The 18,337-nt window shown below is 66.9% G+C and carries 14 protein-coding genes and 1 pseudogene; 4 read left to right on the top strand and 11 right to left on the bottom strand.

What is annotated here, in order from left to right; translation table 11 throughout:
- Positions 1–19 precede the first annotated feature (19 nt).
- Genes AC1RMD_RS01455 through AC1RMD_RS01440 form a run of 4 tightly spaced genes read right to left on the bottom strand, consistent with a single transcriptional unit; the run spans position 20 to position 6,888 of the window.
- Complete coding sequence (locus AC1RMD_RS01455; RefSeq protein ID WP_492922952.1) at positions 20–2,449, bottom strand: ABC transporter permease; 2,430 nt, start codon at positions 2,447–2,449, stop codon at positions 20–22.
- A gap of 13 nt (positions 2,450–2,462) precedes the next feature.
- Positions 2,463–4,853 carry an ABC transporter permease gene (locus tag AC1RMD_RS01450; protein ID WP_492922950.1) on the bottom strand — a complete coding sequence of 797 codons (2,391 nt, stop codon included), beginning with the start codon at positions 4,851–4,853 and terminating at the stop codon, positions 2,463–2,465.
- 18 nt (positions 4,854–4,871) lie between these two features.
- Positions 4,872–5,552: an ABC transporter ATP-binding protein gene (locus AC1RMD_RS01445; RefSeq protein ID WP_492922948.1), complete on the bottom strand. Its 681-nt coding sequence runs from the start codon at positions 5,550–5,552 to the stop codon at positions 4,872–4,874.
- A gap of 31 nt (positions 5,553–5,583) precedes the next feature.
- A complete protein-coding gene (locus AC1RMD_RS01440; RefSeq protein ID WP_492922946.1) occupies positions 5,584–6,888 on the bottom strand; it encodes an efflux RND transporter periplasmic adaptor subunit in 1,305 nt (434 codons plus the stop codon).
- Positions 6,889–7,079: 191 nt separating this feature from the next.
- On the opposite strand from AC1RMD_RS01440, the gene AC1RMD_RS01435 reads away from it, so the two are divergent.
- Entirely contained in the window at positions 7,080–8,459 is a 1,380-nt protein-coding gene (locus tag AC1RMD_RS01435) for a sigma-54-dependent transcriptional regulator (RefSeq protein ID WP_492922944.1), read from the top strand.
- Complete coding sequence (locus AC1RMD_RS01430; protein ID WP_492922942.1) at positions 8,449–9,693, top strand: sensor histidine kinase; 1,245 nt, start codon at positions 8,449–8,451, stop codon at positions 9,691–9,693. The genes AC1RMD_RS01435 and AC1RMD_RS01430 overlap by 11 nt, the downstream gene beginning before the upstream one ends.
- Here AC1RMD_RS01430 and AC1RMD_RS01425 read toward each other — a convergent pair.
- From AC1RMD_RS01425 to AC1RMD_RS01415, 3 genes and pseudogenes are all read right to left on the bottom strand, one after another.
- Complete coding sequence (locus AC1RMD_RS01425) at positions 9,690–10,142, bottom strand: GNAT family N-acetyltransferase (protein WP_492922940.1); 453 nt, start codon at positions 10,140–10,142, stop codon at positions 9,690–9,692. The two genes, AC1RMD_RS01430 and AC1RMD_RS01425, sit on opposite strands and share 4 nt — an antisense overlap.
- 95 nt (positions 10,143–10,237) lie before the next feature.
- Positions 10,238–10,663 carry an organic hydroperoxide resistance protein gene (locus AC1RMD_RS01420; protein WP_492922938.1) on the bottom strand — a complete coding sequence of 142 codons (426 nt, stop codon included), beginning with the start codon at positions 10,661–10,663 and terminating at the stop codon, positions 10,238–10,240.
- Between the two features lie 181 nt (positions 10,664–10,844).
- A pseudogene (locus tag AC1RMD_RS01415) lies at positions 10,845–12,585 on the bottom strand (penicillin acylase family protein); the annotation flags it as partial.
- A gap of 206 nt (positions 12,586–12,791) precedes the next feature.
- Here AC1RMD_RS01415 and AC1RMD_RS01410 point away from each other — a divergent pair.
- Complete coding sequence (locus AC1RMD_RS01410) at positions 12,792–13,421, top strand: hypothetical protein (RefSeq protein ID WP_492922936.1); 630 nt, start codon at positions 12,792–12,794, stop codon at positions 13,419–13,421.
- A gap of 14 nt (positions 13,422–13,435) precedes the next feature.
- Here the strand turns inward: AC1RMD_RS01410 and AC1RMD_RS01405 are convergent, their stop codons facing one another.
- The 3 genes from AC1RMD_RS01405 to AC1RMD_RS01395 are packed head-to-tail and all read right to left on the bottom strand — an operon-like array spanning position 13,436 to position 16,187.
- Entirely contained in the window at positions 13,436–14,263 is an 828-nt protein-coding gene (locus AC1RMD_RS01405) for an arginase family protein (protein WP_492922934.1), read from the bottom strand.
- On the bottom strand, positions 14,260–15,498 hold the full coding sequence (locus AC1RMD_RS01400; RefSeq protein WP_492922932.1) for a hypothetical protein: 1,239 nt from the start codon (positions 15,496–15,498) through the stop codon (positions 14,260–14,262). The genes AC1RMD_RS01405 and AC1RMD_RS01400 overlap by 4 nt, the downstream gene beginning before the upstream one ends.
- Positions 15,495–16,187 (bottom strand): methyltransferase, encoded by a 693-nt coding sequence (locus AC1RMD_RS01395; protein ID WP_492922930.1) that lies wholly within the window; start codon positions 16,185–16,187, stop codon positions 15,495–15,497. Before AC1RMD_RS01395 ends, AC1RMD_RS01400 begins: the two co-directional genes overlap by 4 nt.
- Before the next feature lie 126 nt (positions 16,188–16,313).
- Between AC1RMD_RS01395 and tolB the strand changes: the two genes are divergently transcribed.
- Positions 16,314–17,585, top strand: coding sequence for a Tol-Pal system beta propeller repeat protein TolB (gene tolB / locus AC1RMD_RS01390; protein ID WP_492922928.1), 1,272 nt, complete (start codon positions 16,314–16,316; stop codon positions 17,583–17,585).
- Here the strand turns inward: tolB and AC1RMD_RS01385 are convergent.
- A complete protein-coding gene (locus AC1RMD_RS01385; RefSeq protein WP_492922926.1) occupies positions 17,551–18,336 on the bottom strand; it encodes a diguanylate cyclase domain-containing protein in 786 nt (261 codons plus the stop codon). The two genes, tolB and AC1RMD_RS01385, sit on opposite strands and share 35 nt — an antisense overlap.
- Between the last annotated feature and the right edge of the window lies 1 nt (position 18,337).

The following is an 18,337-nucleotide window of genomic DNA, read 5'->3' as shown; positions in this document are numbered from 1 at the left end:
TTTTTTGCCTTTGCGATGCCTAGTCGCGCAGCGCCTGCGCAGGTGCGATGCGCATCGCCGCCAGCGTGTGGCGGGCGGTGGCCAGCGCCACGACCAGCAGCGCGAACGCCAGCGCCGCCGCCGGTGCCCAGCCGCCCAGCGGCGTGCGCGCCGCGAAACCGGCCAGGTAGCGCTCGATGGCCAGCCACGCCAGCGGCATCCCGACCGCGGCGGCGGCCATCGTCAGCAGCAGGAACTCGCGACTGACCAGGCGTGCGATCGCGCTGCGGCCGGCGCCGTGCAGCTTGCGCAGCACGATCTCGCGCGCGCGGCGCTGCACGCTGTGCGCCGCCAGCACGTAGATGCCGAAGGCGGCCAGCGCGAACACCACCGCCGTGGCGCAGGCCAGCAGCCTGGCCATGCGCACATCGTCGGCATAGGCCAGCGCGTAGTAGCTGCCGGCGCGGCGTATAACCGGTTCGCTGGCCGGGAAGTAGCGGCTCCAGGCGGTGGCGATTTCCTGCTCCAGCGCGGCGCGGCCTTGCGCATCCGGCGCGGCGCGCATGCGTACCGTCAGTAGCTGATTGTCCCGGGCGATCTGGTACATGGTCGGGCGCACCGGATCGCGCAGCGTTTCCCAGCGCAGGTCGGGCGTCACGCCGGCGATGCGGAACTGGGTGCCGTCGATGCGCTGCCCCACCGCCTGCTGAGCGGACTGCCAACCCAGCGCCTGCACCGCCGCCGGGTTGAGCACGACGTTCTGCTCGCCGTCATCGGCCGCTCCGTCGATGCGCGGATCGAACAGACGGCCGGCCAGGGCTTTCAGGCCGTAGACGTTGAAGAAATCCGGTCCGACAAAATGCACCGACAGCGCCGCGCTGCTGCCGTCCACGCGCTTGACCGTGGTGCTGCCGTGGGTGCCGGTCTGGTCGTCGCGGCCCGGCACGTCGCGGCTGTCCGCCACACCGGCCACGCCGGGCAGTTGCGCGATGGCGTCGCGCAGCGAACGGGCGGCGGGATTGTCGCGCAGGTTCTCCGCCATCTCCACCACCAGCAGCGGTTCGGGATCGAAGCCCGGCGGCGCCTTGGCGGCGAACTGCGTCTGCCACAGGATCGCCAGCGCCACGCTGCCCATGCTCATCGCCGCGCCGAACTGCACCGCCGTCAGGCCACGGCGCAGCCACGCGCCGCTTGCGGTCTCGCCGCTGCGGTGGGCCAGCGTGATGCCCATGTCGACGCCGCGCGCCAGCCAGCCCGGATAGACGCCGGCCGCCGCGCCGACCAGGGCGCCGGCCAGCAGGCACACGGCGATCGACGCCGGCGTGAACATGCCGTCCAGGCGGCGCTCCAGCAGGTCCGAGGCCAGCGGCAGCAGCAGCCACGCCAGCAGCACGCCCAGCGCGGCGGCGGCCACCGACAGCAGCAACGATTCGGCCATGAACTGCGCCAGCAACTGGCGCGTGCTGGCGCCTAGCACGCGGCGCACCGCGATCTCGCGCTGGCGGCGCAAGGTGCGCACCGTCGCCAGGTTGACGTAGTTGATCACGGCGAGCAGCAGTATCAGCGGGCCGGTGGCGCCGAGCGCCAGCACCATGCGCATGTCGCCGCGCGGGCCGGTGCCCATGGTGTTGGCGACACTGCGGTCGAAGTAGGCGTCGGCCAGCGGACCGAGGCCGACATCGACCATCTTGCGCTGGCCCAGCGCCGCCTTCATTTCAGGTGTGGCCATGCTGGCCCACGGCGCCCGGTCGATCGCATCCTGCAGCGCCCGCTGCAAGGCCTGCGGAGTGACGCCCTGGCCGGTCTTGACGTAGATGCGGCCGCCGATGCCCATCCAGTTGGACAGCGCATCCTGGCGCTCCTTCTCCGGCCACAGCGCGCTGCCCACGCCGACCAGGGCGTTGAATTGCAGCGTGCTGTTGGCCGGGCGGTCCGCCAGCACCGCCCGTACTTGCAGCGCCTGGCGATTGATCTCGATGGTGCGTCCCAGCGCCTGCGTGGTGCCGAACAGGCGCAGCGCGGTCTGCCGGGTCACGGCCAGGCCGTCGGGTTGGGTCAGCGCCGCGCGCAGGTCGCCGGCCAATGCGGGCAGGCCGCTGATGGACTGGAACGCCGGGTCGACCGCCGTGACCTCCAGCTGCTGCATGCGTCCGTGCAGTTGCAGCGTGGTTTGGCGCGGCCACCAGGCGCTGGCCTCCAGCGGCAGGCCGCTGCGCAGCGCCACCTCGCGCAGCGCGAACGGCGTGTACTCCATCCATTGCGGCTGCGAGATGAAGTTCAGCCGGTGCTTGACGACGAACACGCGCTCGCGTTGCGGCACGTCGCTGTCGTAGCTGAAGGAGTAGGCCACAAACCCCAGCAGCAGGAAGCAGACGGCGAAGCCGGTCGCCAGCCCGAGTATCTCCACGGCGGAGTGCAGCGGATGGCGCAGCAGCAGGCGCCAGCCGATGCGGAAGTCGCTGGTTTTCATGTCGGTCTCCGGTTCAGTCGCGCAGCGCCAATGCGGGCGACATGCGCAAGGCGGTCGCCGTATGGCGGGTGGTGGCCAGCAGCGCCACCAGCAGCGCCATCGCCAGCGCCGCCGCCAGCGTCCAGACGCCGATGGGCGCGTGCTCGGTGTAGGCGGCCAGGTAGCGCTGGATGGCCACCGCCGCCAGCGGCAGGCCGAGCAACGCACCGGCCCCCACCAGCGCCGAGAATTCACGGCCCATCATCAGTGCGATGTCGACCCGTCCGGCGCCGTGCAGCTTGCGCATCACGATCTCGCGCCGGCTGCGCTGCACGCTGTAGGCCGACAGCACGTAGATGCCGAAGGCCGCCAGTGCGATGGCGATCACGCTGGTGGCGGCCAGTATCCGTATCAACCGCGCTTCGGTGGCGTAGCGTTCTTCCAGCACGGCCTGTTGCGTCTTCATCTCCATGATGGCGTTGGGGAAGTGGCGGCGCCACAGCGGTTCGATCTCGCTGTACGCCGTGTCCAGGTTGTCGTTGGTGCGTATCATCAGCACGCCGCCCGGACGGACGAAGTAGATGATCGCCTTCGGTGGCTGGTGCAGTCCCTGGAAGCGTACGTCGGACGCGACGCCGACGATCTCCATCCCGCCCGGTACCACCTGGCCCACCGCGTCCTGCGGCGCGGCATACCCCAGCGCCAGCGCGGCGGCGGCGTTGACCACCACGCGCCTGGATTTTTCGTAGTCGACGTCCTGCGCGGCGGTGAACAGCCGTCCGTGCAGCGCATGCAGGCGGTTCACTTCAAACCAGTTGGCGCTGACGTACTTGCCCTCCAGTGGTATCTCGCGGCCATCCCTGGTCATCACGGTGTTGGTCAGCTTCATGCCGTCGCGGCCCACCGCCTCCGAGATGGACGACACGCCTTCCATCCGCGGCAGCCGGGCCAGCTGCTCCATGAAGGCGACAGCTCCCGGCTTGCCTTCCTCATTGGACGGCAGGTTCAGCACCAGCAGGTGCGCGGGATCGAATCCGGGCGAGGCATGGGTGGCGAAATACGTCTGCCAGCCGACCGCTAGCGCGGTCGCCGACAGCGCCATCGCGCTGGAAAACTGCAGCACGGTGAGCACGCGCCGGACCCACAGGCCGGCGGCGGTTTCGCTGTTGCCGCGTCCCGCGAGCGCAGGTCCCGGCAACGCATGCTGCGCCAGCCATGCGGGATAGGCGCCGGCGCATACGCCGATGAACAGCCCGAACGCCAGCGCGATCATGCAGCGTCCGGCCGTGAACATGCCGGCCAGCGGACGGTTCACCAGCTCTGCGAACGTCGGCAGCAGCAGCCACGCCAGCACCAGGCCGGCGATGGTCGCCAGCACCGACGTCAGCGCCGCCTCGCTGAGGAACTGGCACACCAGCCGCGCCGAGCTGGCGCCCAGCAGCTTGCGGATGCCGATCTCGCGCTGGCGGCGCAGGGTGCGCACCGTCGCCAGGTTGATGTAGTTGATCGCGGCCAGCAGCAGGATCAGGAATCCCGCCGCCGCCAGCCCGAACACGCTGCTGCGCTGGCCGTACTTCTCGCCCGCGCGGCTGTTGGCCAGGCCTTCGTCGAAGTAGGCGTCGTGCAGCGGCAGCAGGCTGATATCGGCGACGTTGCGGCCGTTCAGGCCTTTGCCCAGCGCCCCGTTTTTAACGCGCTGGTTGATCGGCGATTGTTCACTGGCTTCCTGCAGCAGCGCCGTCAACGCCGGCATCGAGGCGCCGGGTTTGAGTTTCATGTAGACGGTGCCGCGCCCCCATTTGCTGATCGCGGTTTCGCGCTGGGGCCAGGCGCTGCTGCTGGTGCCGACCAGCGCCTCGTACTGCTGGCTGCTGTTGGCCGGCGGATCCGGCATCAGCGCCCGTACCTGCAATACCGTGCCGTCGACCCGGACCGCCTGGCCGATCGCGGAACTGGCGCCAAACAGTTTGTGCGCGCCGGTCCGCGTCAACGCCAGGCCATCCGGCTGCGCCAGTGCGGCGCTCAAGTCGCCTTGCAGCGCGACGATGCCGAACATGGTGCGGAAATCGGGGTCGACCGCCTGCAGATCCAGCGCGCGCAATTCGCTCCCGGCGCGCAACGGCAACTCGATGGGCGAGGCAACGCTGGCCGCCGACACCATGCCGCTGGCCAGGGCCACATCGCGCAGCGGCATGAAGGCCCTGGCCTGCCATTCCGGACGCGGGAAGACGTTGATGCGCTGCTTGACCACGACCAGGCGGTCGTTGTCGGGTATCGCGCTGTTGAAGTTCAGGCAGAATTCGACAAAGCCGAACAGCAGGAAGCAGGCGGCAAAGCCGATGGCGAGGCCGCCGATGACCACGGCGGAGTAGGCCGGCTGCTGCAACAGCAGCCGCCAGCCGATGCGAAAGTCGCGCAGGTTCATGGAAGTGATCCTGACGCTTTAAGCGGCTTGCAGGACGTCGACCATGATGCGGCCGTCCAGCAGATTCAAGGTGCGCGAAGCCTGCGCGGCGTGGTCCGGCGAGTGCGTGACCATCACCACGGTGGTGCCTTCGGCGTTGATCTCGCGTAGCAGGCGCATGACCTCATCGCCGTGCGCGGTGTCCAGGTTGCCGGTCGGTTCATCGGCCAGCAGGACGGCGGGGCCGGCCACCAGCGCGCGCGCGATCGCCACCCGCTGCTGCTGGCCGCCCGACAGTTGCGAAGGGCGGTGTGCGGCGCGATGGCCCACGCCCAGTTTGTTGAGCATCGCCGTCACGCGTTCGCGCCGCTCGCGCGCCGGGGTGCCGTTGTATTCCAGCGCCAGTTCGACGTTCTCGAACACGGTCAGCTCTTCGATCAGGTTGAAGCTCTGGAAGATGAAGCCGATGCGGCCGCGCCGCAGCTGGTTCAGTTTCGATTCGCTCCAGCCGGCCACGTTCTGGCCCTCGAACCAGTATTCGCCGTGGTTCGGCACGTCCAGCAGGCCCAGTATGCCCAGCATGGTCGACTTGCCGCAGCCGGACGGCCCGGTGATGGCGACGTATTCGCCCGCTTCGATTTCCAGGTCGATGCGATCGAGCGCGGTGGTCTGGATTTCTCCTGCCTGGTGGATTTTGCTGATGCCGACGAGTTTGAGCATGGGTTTTGCCTTGAGTGATAGTGATGGGAATTTACTGCGTTATTTGCAGCCGTGGTGAATTTCCGTAGGCCGCGTAGCTGGACAGGATCACCTTGTCGCCGGCGGCCAGGCCTTCGAGTACTTCGAGCTGGCTGTTGTTGCGGCGGCCGACGCGCACCGCGCGCCGCTGCGCCGTGCGGCCGCCGGCGTCCAGCACATAGACCCAGGCGCCGCCGCTGTCGTTGATGAAGGCGCCGTTCGGCAGCAGCAGCGCCTTGGCCGGCTCGCCCAGCGTGATGCGCGCGTCCAGGCTCTGGCCGGGATTGAGCACCGGCGGCTGGCCGCCGGTGAACACCAGTTCCACCATGAAGCGGCCTTCCTTGATCTGCGGGTAGATGGCGCGGATATCGACCGCGTAGCTGCGCTCGTCCTGCTTGACGCTGCCGTGGCGGCCGACCGCCATGCGGTTCAGGTAGTACTCGTCGACGCTGGCGGCGAGCTTGAAGCGCGCCGGATCGTCGATGCGGCCGATGTTCTTGCCGGTGCTGATCGATTCGCCCACCTGCAGGCGGAAGTTGGTCAGCCGGCCGTCGACCGGCGCCCGCACGGCCAGCGCATCGACCGTGGCGGCGACCAGCTTCAGGCCGGAGTTCAGGCCGCCGATCGCCGTTTCCAGCTGCGTGGCGGCGTTGTGGCGCACGCTTTCCTCGGTGCCGGAGGCGCGTTCCTCCTGCGCCAGCAGGCGGCGTTGCTGCTGCAGCTTGTCGGCCGATTCCTCCAGCGCGACGGCGGAGATGTAGCCTTGCGCCGCCAGCCTCACGTTGCGTTCGTGCTGCTTGCGGACCTGATCCAGCGCGTACTGGAGGTCTTCGCGCCGCCGCTGGTGGTCGCTGGCGCTGGCCTCCTGCGCCACGCGCAGGTTGGACAGGTTGAAGATGCTGACCGCGTGTTCCGACTGGCGCGCCAGCAGTTCCAGGTTGCGCTGCGGGTTGGAGATGCGGAACAGCAGCTGGCCTTTCTTCACCAGCGTGCCGTCGATGGCGAAGACTTCTTCGACGCGGCCCGATTCGACCGAGTCGAGTATCACGGAATTGAGCGGTTCCGCATTGGCGCGCACGACGATTTCGTCGATGAAGATGCCGCGCGCGGCCTGGCCGATGCGCAGGTCGGCGTCGTCGATCTGCAAGCCGCGCGGCATCCACGACCACAGGGCATAGCCGGCCGCCGCCACGGCCAGCGTGGCCGCCAGTCCGATGGCGATGGCCTTGCCGCGTTTGCGGGGCACCACGACGTCCATCGCCGCGCCGCTGGACGGCAGGTGGGAAGGGGAGGGACCGATATTTTTTTTGATGTGCATGCAAGCCATACAGCAAACCCTGTGCCATGGCCAAAAAGCCCAGGTTGACGGCCTGTTTGGCCCGGATTGGCCGTTCGCTGTCCGCTTATGAACAGCGGCCACTGTTCGGAACTGAACACTTGCGGCGCGTACCCGAGGCCTGCGGCCGGAAGCCATGTCCGGCGCCCGTTGGCGGCTGCTAGAATGCCTGCATGAACGCCTATGTACTGATACTCGATGATGACGCCGATGTCGCCACGGCCGCGCAGTTGCTGCTGCGGCGGCGCTATGGCAAGGTCGCCACGCTGTGCGATCCGGCGGGCTTGCCGGCCTTGCTGGCGCAGGGCGTGCCGGACGTGGTGCTGCTGGACCTGAATTTCACGCCCGGCTTCATCGACGGCGCCGAAGGCCTGGCGCTGCTGGACCTGCTGCGCTCGCAGCCGCAGCCGCCGGCGGTGATCGCGATGACCGCCTACGCCGACGTGCCGCTGGCGGTGGAAGCGCTGAAGCGCGGCGCCGGCGATTTCGTCACCAAACCGTGGGACAACGCGCGGCTGGTGGCCGCCATCGACCAGGCGCTGGCCCGCCGCGCCGCCATGCGCGGGCCGGCGGCGGTCACGCCCGACCTGATGGGCGAATCGGCGGCGATGCGCGAGTTGAAGGCCTTGATCGCCAGCGTGGCGCCGACCGAGGCGAACGTGATGGTGCTGGGCGAGAACGGCGTCGGCAAGGAACTGGTGGCGCGCGCCATTCATGCGCTGTCGCGCCGCGCGGCCGGCACGCTGCTGGCGGTGGACATGGGGGCGCTGCCGGAGTCGACTTTCGAGAGCGAGTTGTTCGGCCACCGCAAAGGTTCGTTCACGGACGCCAAGGCCGACCGGGCGGGGCGCTTCCAGGCCGCGCGCGGCGGCTCGCTGTTCCTGGACGAAATCGGCAACATGCCGCTGGCGGCGCAGGCCAAGCTGCTGACCGCGCTGGAACGGCGCGAGGTGACGCCGATCGGCGCCGACAAGCCGGAAGCCATCGACGTACGCATCGTCAGCGCCACCAACCTGGACGAGGCGCGGCTGTTCGATCCCGCCGTGTTCCGGCCGGACTTGCTGTTCCGCCTGAACACCATCGTGATCCGCGTGCCGCCGCTGCGCGAGCGGCGCGAGGACATACCGCTGCTGCTGGCGCATTATCTGAACCTGTACGCCTTGCAGTACGACCGGCCGGTCCGCAACGTGAACGCGGCGGCGATGGACGGCCTGCTGCGCCACGACTGGCCGGGCAATGTGCGGGCGCTGCGCCACGCCTGCGAACGCGCCGTGATCCTGGGGCAGGGCGTTGAGTTGTCGCTGGGCGATTTCGGCCTGGGCGCCGGCGCCGCGGCGCCGGACGATGGCGACGATTTCATCGCGTCGCCGGGCGGCGCCGCTGCCGCTGCAGCGCGCGGCGCCACCAGTAACGACATGACGCTCGACACGCTGGAACGTGAAGCCATCGCCTCGGCGCTGGCCCAGTTCAACGGCAATATCAGCCACGCCGCGAAATCGCTGGGCGTCAGCCGCGCCGCGTTGTACCGCAAGCTGGGCAAGCATGGCATCTGAGCGCCTCCTCAAGCTGGGCGCCGTCGCCAGCGTCGCCGGCTTGATGGCGCTGACCGCCGTTGCCGATGTCATGTCCGCCACGCCCGAGCCGCGCCGCATCGTGCTGTGCTGCCTGGCCGCGCTGCTGCCTGCCGCCGTGCTGTGGCAATGCCTGCGCCGCCTGGCGCCCCGCACCCCGCGCATGGAAGCGCACGCCAGCGCGATGCATTACGGCGCACCCGCAGGCCGCGAACTGGCCGACACCATCCACGCGCTGGAAGCCCGGCTCGAACACGCGCCGATCGCGCTGTTCAGCATCCAGAACGCGGCCGGCGCCGGCGCGGTGGCGCCGCTGAACGCCAGCGCGCGCCGCCTGCTCGCACCCGGCCGCGCCAGCGCGCCGCAGGACCTGCACCAGCTGTTGGCCGCGCAGACCGCCGGCCAACGGCAGCTGATCAGCTTCGACACCGAGCGAGGCGTGGAGCGCGCATTGGTCGCCGTCGCCGCGCTGACCATGCAGGGTACGGCGCAGCGCCTGGCCGCGCTGATGCCGGTGGAGAGCGAACTGGAAGCCGAAGCCCTGAACGCCTGGCGCGAACTGGTGCAGGTGCTGACCCACGAGATCATGAACTCGCTGACCCCGGTGGCGTCCCTGTCGCGCACCGCCTGCGGGCTGCTGGACGAAGCGGCGGCCGGACTGCCGGCCGATATCCACGCCGACCTGGGCACCGCGCTGGACGCCATCTCGCGCCGCGCCGCCAGCCTGGTCGATTTTGTCGGCAGCTACCGCAGCCTGTCGACCGTGTCGCAGGCGCAGCCGCAGCGGGTGCTGCTGGAGGAACTGTTCGACCGCCTGTCGATGCTGATCGCGCCGCAATGGCAGGCCTTGGGCGGAAAGGTGTCGTTCTCGGTGGAGCCGGCGTCGCTGGCGGTGATGATCGATCCCGGCCAGCTGGAGCAGGCGCTGATCAACCTGCTGAAGAACGCATCCGAAGCCATCACCGGCAAGGCGCCGGAAGCGCAGGTGCGCGCGCGCTTCAGCCGGGGCGGCCGTTTGCGCATCGAGGTGGTGGACAACGGCCCCGGCGTGCCGGAGGCGCTGGCCGCGCACATCTTCACGCCGTTCTTCTCGACCAAAAAACAGGGCCGGGGCATCGGCCTGGCGATGGTGCGGCACCTGGTGCACGCCAACGGCGGCACGGTGCGCTACGCGCGCTCGGTCAGCGCCGGCGCGCGCTTCACGCTGACTTTCTAACGCACCATGTCGATGTGCAGGATGCCGTCTTCGTCGTACGGCTCGGTCACCGTCTTGAAGCCGTAGCCGCTGTAGAATTTTTCCAGGTGCGCCTGCGCGCCGATGCGGAAGCCGTGGCCGGGATGCAGCGCTTCGGCCAGCGGGATCGCCTTGGCCAGCAGCTCGCGGCCGATGCCGCTGCCGCGCGCGGCCTGCGTGGTCAGCACGCGGCCCAGCGACATTTCATCGTACTTCACGCCGGGCGGCACGCAGCGCAGATACGCGACCAGCGTGCGCTTGCCGTCGATCTCGCGCCAGGCCATCAGGTGATGGCATTGCGGATCGCAGCCGTCGATGTCCGGGTACAAACAGGTCTGCTCCAGGATGAACACCTGCTGGCGCTGCAGCAGCACTTCATACCAGTCCAGGCGGGGGATGTCGTCAAAGGCCAGCCATTGCCACTCAATCATTGCGTGTCCCGATGCGGTTCAAAACAACGATTGTATGTGAAAAAAGGCCGGCGCCTCGGAGGAGGGGCCGGCCTTTCATGCGGGGACCGTCTCGATTAAACGATGGTCAGCGTGACGTCGATGTTGCCGCGGGTGGCGTTCGAGTATGGGCACACGATGTGGGCGGCGGCGACCAGTTTCTCGGCTTCCGCGCGGTCCAGGCCTGGCAGCGAGATTTTCAGTTCGACTTCGATGCCGAAACCGGTAGGGATGGCGCCGATACCGACCGTGCCTTCGACCGAAACGTCGGCCGGGACGGCGATCTTGTCGCGGCCGCCGACGAATTTCATCGCGCCGATGAAGCAGGCCGAGTAGCCGGCAGCGAACAGCTGCTCAGGGTTGGTGCCGACGGCGCCGGCGCCGCCCAGTTCTTTCGGGGTGGTCAGCTTGGCGTCCAGCACGCCGTCGGAGGAAACCGCACGGCCTTCGCGGCCACCGGTTGCTTTTGCGTTTGCGCGGTACAGAACTTGTTGGATCGACATGATAATATTCCTTTGAGTGAGTGAGAATGCTTAATCAACTATTTAATAGCTAGCTACTTACTTCTACTACTATTCGGCGCTGTTTGCAGCGCCCATGACCACACTATAGATCGTGTGCTATTGAATAGCAAGCTATTTGTGAAGATATTTTTACCGGGATGCGCGGCCCGGCGGCGCCTGTCTAATGCGCTGCGGGCGCGAGTTCGATGACTTCCGTGGTCGCCTTGTCGATGGCTGCGCGGCTGTACAGCATCGGGAAGTAGCCGCCGCGCGCCCACAGCGGCGCCAGGTCGCGGTAGTGCGCGCTGTCCGGGTTGCCCGACAGGCCCGGCGCATTGACGATGCGCGAACCATCCCAGTTGCCGACATCGAGCACCATGCGCACCGAAGCGCCAAAGGTCAGTTCGAAGTCGCTGGCGCGGTAGGCGGCCGCCATCGGCGTGTAGGACGAACCGCCCATAGCACCCGCCTCCACGTTCATGCGCTTGGCGGTGGCCGCATCGAACAGCTGGTCCATCGGGTGATGGAAGGCCGCTTTGTGCAGCGCGCCCCATTGCCAGGTCTTGGCGTCGGGGCCGAGCAGGCGCGCCGTTTCCGTCATGGCGGCCTTGAGCGAACTGCCCAGCACCTCGTCGCGCTGCGCCGGGGTGAGCCAGCCGGACGGCGCCGCCAGCGCCGCGTCGCGGACCGCATCGCCGTTGGCTGGCAGGTCCTTGAGCAGTGCGACGGCCTGGCGCGCGGGCGTCGACACCACGTCGTTCTGCCACGCCTGCGCCTGCGCCACGCTCACTTTGGGCTGCGCCGCCAGCAGGGGATTGAGCCGCCGCGCGCGCGCGTTGTCGGCCCACTCGTAGCCGATGCCCAGCTTCGCGGCCGGGTGGCCGGGCGGGATGCCGTTCTCGTTGGCGGTGACGACAAAACCTGCGGCCGGATTGAGTACCGTCGGCAATTGGTCCATCGTGCGGTAGCCGGCCCATTCGTAACGGCCGTCGCCCGGCACCGGTGTCAGCCCGTCCCAGTTGGGCCGGATCGGCGTCAGGCCGACCGGATGCCAGCCGATATTGCCGCGTCGGTCGGCATACACCATGTTCAAACCAGGTGCCCCCCAGCGATTCAGCGCACCGTTGCGCTGATCGCTTCCGTCATGCGCTGCATGGCTTCCCAACGGCCCTGATAGCGGTACTCGCGCGCATCGGCAGGATTGGTCTCGTACACGTACACGTGGGCGCAACGACCCAGCTGTTCGAGCCGGTGCTGCGCATGCTCTCGCCGTCGGCCGGCTCCAGCGCATACAGCTCGGCCGCTGCCGGCGTGCCGGCCAGCTGCGCGGCGAACGCCTCTTTCGGAAAGCGCGCCACCGCCGTGGCCAAGCCGTAGGCCTTCTCGATGGCGGCCACGGGAATGTCGCACGGGTCCAGCCCTTGGGCCAGTTGCGGCGTCACGGGCGGGTCGAGCTCGCGCCGCAGCCAGTCGGCACGCTCGCCGTCAGCCTTGCCCTTGCAGCGGGCCTGCGCGCGCGTCGCCTCGCCGAGGAAGTTGAGGGTCAGGCCGTGATGGCGGATGCGCACGATGTCGTCCGCCTTCCAGATGCCCTGCCGATAATCGAGACGCTTGAATTCCGGCGGCAGCAGCGCCGGCTCGTGCTCGGTCAAACGCACATAGGCGTTTACGCCGGCGACAAAGGCTTCGGCCACGCGCTTGGCGTCGTCGCCGTAGGCGATCCATTCGCGGTACATATCGCCGCGAAACAGCACCGCGCGCGCCATGCGGTCGCCGTCGGCGTAGGCGGGACCGAAGTCCTTGGCCATTTCACCGAGACCGCGCTTGCGCCACAGGTCCATCTGCCACAAGCGGTCGCGCGCTGCCATGAAGCCCTGTGCATAGAACGCGTCGTACAGGCGTGCGGTGCTACAATGATTCACATCGGAGAGGTCATCATGTCTAAGCTCAGTACACGGAAATCTTCTACAGACCAGTTCCAGACGAAACGGTCGGCAACTGAAGAGTTGGCCACATTTCGCTCAGTCGTGACAGCACTCAAGAGTCACCCAGAAAAACTACGAAGTGTTGTCACCAAAGCGGGGATCACCACCCCAGCTGGCAACCTGAGAAAAGCGTACAAAGGCTGATGACAGCCAGCTCCCGCTATGAACTTCTACCGAGCTTCCTCGTCGGATTCCACGGTACCGACCAGAAAACGGCCGAGAAGGTTTTAGCGGGGAAAAGTCATCTCACCGCAAGCGAGAACGATTACGACTGGCTTGGCCACGGGATTTACTTTTGGGAATACAGTCCGCTCAGAGCGGAACAATTTGTTCGCGAAAAATTCAAGTGGCAAGGGCGCAAGGAAAAAGTGGCCGTGGTGGGAGCAATTATCGATCCCGGGCTGTGCTTGAATTTGCTGGATGCCAGAGGGCTCAGCTACCTCGAAGTCGGCTACGACGCATTGTTGACAGCGCGCGGCGGAGTGGAATTTTTACCGAAGAATGGTGAAGGCAAGGAACTCTGGATGCGTAAATTGGATTGCGCTGTCATTAACATGGTACATGAGCTCAGAGCCGTCACCCGTACTGTCGAATGGCAGGAAGTAAACCCGGACACAGCCCCGCTTCAGTCATATGACACTGTAAGAGGCGCCTTTTGGGAAGGTGGCCCGATTTACCCGGGGGCGCGGATAGAGAGGAAGAACCACGTTCAAATCTGCGTAAGAAATTCCGCCAGTATCATTGCTTACTTCCGGCCTATCCCAGACAGCTAACTCAGCTGGAGTTTTTAGCTACCTACTGTCTCCAACTCACCCAGCAGCGCCAGGCAGGCCCGCGCTGCCGCGTTGTCCAGGTCCTTTTCCTCATGCCAGGCAGACACCGATATCGCGACGATGTCAGGCCCGCGCAGCGAGCGGAACAGTGCCGCCATGTCGGCGTAGCTCGGCCCCGATTTGACGTGGTATTTCAGCGCCGGGATATCCGCTTCCGCGTCCATCACGTCGCTGTCGAAATGCACGTAGAGGCGCTCGCCCGGTTTCAGATGCTGGCCGATTTGCGCGATGGTGCAGCAGGTGATGCCGGAGCTGCGCACCGCTTCCAGCTCACCCGGGTCGAGGTCGCGCGCATCGGACAGGATCACCTGCTGTTCGCGGAAAGGCGTGACGCCGATGGTGGCCAGCATCGAACCGATGCTGTCGCGGCTTTGCTTGCGGCGGTCGCCGCGCCCCACCAAGATCGCCAGCGGCATGCCGCCGAGGTATTTGGTCTGCGTGGTTTCCCAGGTGTGGAAATCGCCATGGGCGTCGAGCCACAGGATGCGGTCCGGCGGGCGTCCGCTGCGTTGCAGGCCGCCCAGCATGCCGAGCGTGGACATGCAGTCGCCGGCGATGCTGACCGGGACCTGGCCCGCCTCGACGATCCGGTGAACGCGCTCCGCCATCCCGGCGTAGATCCTGCCCATCCTGCGCAGCTTCTCGTTGGGATCGCTCAGCGTGACATCGGTAAAATCGGCGACGTCGACCACGTCCCAGTCATGCCGGTCCAGGTCGGTGACGCGGCGCAGGCCGTCGCGTCGTTGCCCGATCAGGAAGGGCACCAGCAAGTGATTGTTCATGTCCAGGACTCCGGATTCATCGTGTAGCCCAGCTGCTCCATCATCGCCAGCACCGGCGGGCGCTGGCCCATGTCCAGTAAAGCCTGTTCGCGCTTGCGCCAGCGCAGCGCGCTGGGGGCCTCGGTGGCCATCGTGACCGGGAGCCGCGGGGGCAGCGACAGACTGGACAATCCAAGCAAGTCGCCGATGCGCCGCAACTGCGCCGCCGGCTGGTCCAGGAAGTCCTCGAACGCCACGCGCAGCGCCGGCACGCCGCTGGCAAGGATCGCTTCATTGGAAGCCAGCCATTGGTTCAGGCAGACATCGCCCAGGTTGGAGTGGGTGAACTGGCGCCAGTTGGGCGGCAGGTCGAACTTCCACCAGCGCTGGCCGAACGGGGTGGCATCGGAGTAGCCGCCTATCCGCAGCGCGGTGCCGGCGCGCGCCATGTCGTGCGCGAAGAAGCCCTTGGGCGACAGCCAGCCGTCCATCAAGCCATTGACCGATTGCGCATAGCCGCGGGTAAGGTGGATGTATTGGATCTCGGCGTTTGGGAACAGCTGCTCATGCATGCCGATCCGATAGGCGTCGCTCGGCGATTTGAACAGCAGGATCTTGTTGGCGGCGTCGTCGATGGTGAACTGGCGGCGGTAGCTGCGCGGCAGTACGAAGGGCGGCTCTTCGATTTTCAGCTGCTCGTCGTAGTAGCCGCTGGGGCCCAGCCCGAAATCGCGCAGCATCGATGGTGGCTGCCCGTCATAAAAATTCATGCGCCATGGCTGGTCGCGAAACACCGACGCCAGTATCGCGCTATCCGTCCGCTGCTGGCATGATTGCAGGGATACATCCAGCGCATCGTTGAGCTGTCGTTGTTGCGCCGGTTCGATGAACAGCAACGGGAACTGCAACAGCAGGCGCCGCCGCCAGCGGTCCTTTAGTTGTTCCAATGGCGGCAGGACCGGACTCGGTACGCTGAGCTCGGCGAAGATGTTGTCGGCAAGGGCGTCCGGCTGCGCCAATACGCCGATGGCATCGCTGTCGGCGTGGACGCCGAAACTATTGCCCGTGAGCGCCAGATACGGCTCCATCTCGCCATCGAGCGAGGCGATGTCGGGATGGTCCGCCAGTACGTGCTTGATCAGGCTGGATCCTGAGCGCGAGCTGCTCAGTATCACCGCCACGCGCCGCACCAGCGGACGCCAAGGCGCGCGGGCGACCGCGCGCAAGCCGGCGATGGTATCTAACGCTTCGTTCATACGCTTGCGGCTTGAGGCAATCGCTTGATGAGAAACGCATAGAACTCTTTGGTCTCGTCGGCGCGCGCGCGCGCCACCATGCGCATGCTGTAGCCGTTTTCCTTGGCCAGCTTGCGCACTTCCTTGACCGCGCCGAAATTGGAATGCGCGAAGTAGATGCGCCCATCCGGTTTCAGATACTTGCCGACCTGCTGGAAGAACTGGGTATTGGTTTTGAAGTCGGTGTCCCACTGCGAACGCGCGACAACGTCGGGCGCCTCCTTGTTGCGGAAGGGGAGGTTGGCGGTGATGACGTCGAACTGCTCATCGCCGATGCCGTCGAACAGGCAGGAATAGCGCACTTCCATCGTTTCGCCGAAGCCGTGCTCGGTGGCGTTGTGCTGGGCGCTCTTCAGCGCGGCGGGATTGATGTCGACCGCCAGCACGCGGGCGGCGCCGCCATAACAAGCGAATACCGCGATGACGCCGGAGCCGGTGCCGACATCGAGCACGCTGTCCCCCGGCTTGACGCGCAGGCTGCTGACCAGCGGCTGGCTATCCGTGTAGGGCCAGAAGGTATTGGGAAAAACGTGGAATTCCTTGCCCAGGTAGCGGAACGTCTTGCCGCCTTCGGGTACTATTTTGAAAGCCTTCTGGCGGTCCTTCTGCCAGCGATCGATGTGCGCCTGCTTGCCAGGGGAATTATCCATTTCTGTCACCTATGGGATGAAGGAATGCAAAGTTGGATACTACACCGATAATTTATCGTTGGAAAAACAATTGAATAGTGAAAGCGAAGTAGCCGCCGACAGGGTTTTCGACTATCCTTGCCTCCCATGAAAAAACTCAGACACTACCTAATTTTCGCCGGCATGGCCGCCGTCGTCAGCGTTGCGCAAGCGCAGATGCGGATTGAAATCAGCGGCGTCGGCAGCAATCAGATTCCGGTCGCCGTGGCCGGCTTCGCCGATGAGATCCTGGCGCCGCAGCAGATCTCCGCCATCATCAAGGCCGACCTGGAGCGCAGCGGCATGTTCAAGGTGATCGACGCCGGCGCCGTGGCCGACCTCAACAACATTGACTACGCCGGCTGGAAGGCCAAGGGCGCCGATGCGCTGGTGGTGGGCACGGTGTCGGCGCTGGCCGACGGCCGCTACGATGTGCGCTACAAATTGTTCGACACCGTCAAGGCCAGCCAGCTGTCGCGCCAGGACCAGTCGGTGCCCGGCCAGGCCGCGCGCCTGGCGGCGCACAAGATCGCCGACGACGTGTTCTTCAGGCTGACCGGCGTGCCTGGCGCGTTCGCGACGCGCGTGGCCTATGTCAAGCAGGAGGGCAGCAGCTACCAGCTGGCCGTGGCCGATATTGACGGCGAAGGCGAGCAGACCGCGCGCCGTTCGAACGACCCCATCATTTCACCGGCCTGGTCGCCGGACGGCGGCAAGGTCGCCTACGTGTCGTTCGAGCAGAAGAAGCCGGTGGTGTATGTGCAGAACCTGCTCACCCAGGCCCGCACCGTGGTCGCCAACGAGAAGGGCAGCAACTCGTCGCCGGCCTGGTCGCCGGATGGCGCCAGGCTGGCCGTCTCGCTGTCGGTCGACGGCCACACCCAGATCTACACCGTCAACGCCGACGGCGGCGGCTTGCGGCGCGTGTCCGACGGCATCGGCGGCGTCATCGACACCGAGGCGCAATTCTCGGCCGATGGCCGCAGCATCTACTTCACCAGCGACCGCAGCGGCGCTCCGCAGATCTACCGCATGAATGTCGATGGCAGCGAGGTCAAGCGCATCACCTTCGCCGGCGGCTACAACATCAGCCCGCGCATCTCGCCCGACGGCATGACGCTGGCCTACATTTCCCGCCGCGACGGCAACTACCAGCTGTACGTGCTGGACCTGGCCAGCGGCCAGGAGCAGCGCCTGTCCGACAGCACCGACGACCTGTCGCCCAGCTTCGCGCCGAACGGCAAGTACATCATCTACGCCACCGAAGCGGCCGGGCGCAAATCGCTGATGGTGGTGTCGGTGGACGGCCGCGTCAAGCAGAAGCTCACCGCCCAGGAGGGCGACGTCAGGCAGCCGACTTGGGGGCCTTTCCTGCGTTAGGCGCGTAATCCGCCTGCAAGCCGCGCGCGGCGATCTGGTGAAGTTGCGCCAGCGTTTGCGCGTCTTCCGGCCAGCGGGCCAGGCCCAGCCTGGCGGGCGCCTGCGCTTCCGCGTTGAGGCGCGCCAGCAGACGGTCGGCGATCTGCTGGCCCTGCACCTGCGACACCCACGGCACCAGCACACAGAACCCGTCGTCGCCGAAGCGGAAGGCCCAGTCGCTGGCGCGGCATACTTCCTCGATCCGGCGCGCGGCCTCGATCAGCCGGGCGTCGTCGGCGCCGGGCGCCAGCGCCACCAGCATCATCGTCACCGACTGCGGCTTGCCGCGCTGGCTGCGCGTGAGCTGGCTGAAGATCGCCTCCAGGTACAGATGGTTGTGCAGTCCGGTCAGCGGATCGAGCGAGGCGGTGCGGCGCAAGACCGCCGCCAGCGCCGCGCGCCGCGCCTCGAACCAGTGCGACAGCAGGCCCGTGCCCAGCACGGCGGCGGCGCTGCCCAGCAGCGCCTCGCTGGAGCTGCCCGGCCGCAGCACCAGCACGGCCAGGCCCAGCACCGACCAGCCGATGCTGTACACCATGCCCATGTGACGGCCCAGCATCAGGTAGGACGCCAGCGGCACCACGCACAGCAGGCTGGCGAGCGGCGGCAGCAGATACACCGCCGCCAGCAGGGCGCTGAAACAGCAAAACAGCACGGCGCACCAGATGGTCAGGTGCGGCGTGTCGTCGGCCCAGGGCAGAGGTTTGTTCATG

It is taken from the genome of Duganella sp. GW822-FHT06D06 (assembly GCF_058799615.1).
The sequence above is the reverse complement of the archived record's forward strand: the minus strand, read 5'-3'. Positions and strand labels throughout refer to the sequence as shown.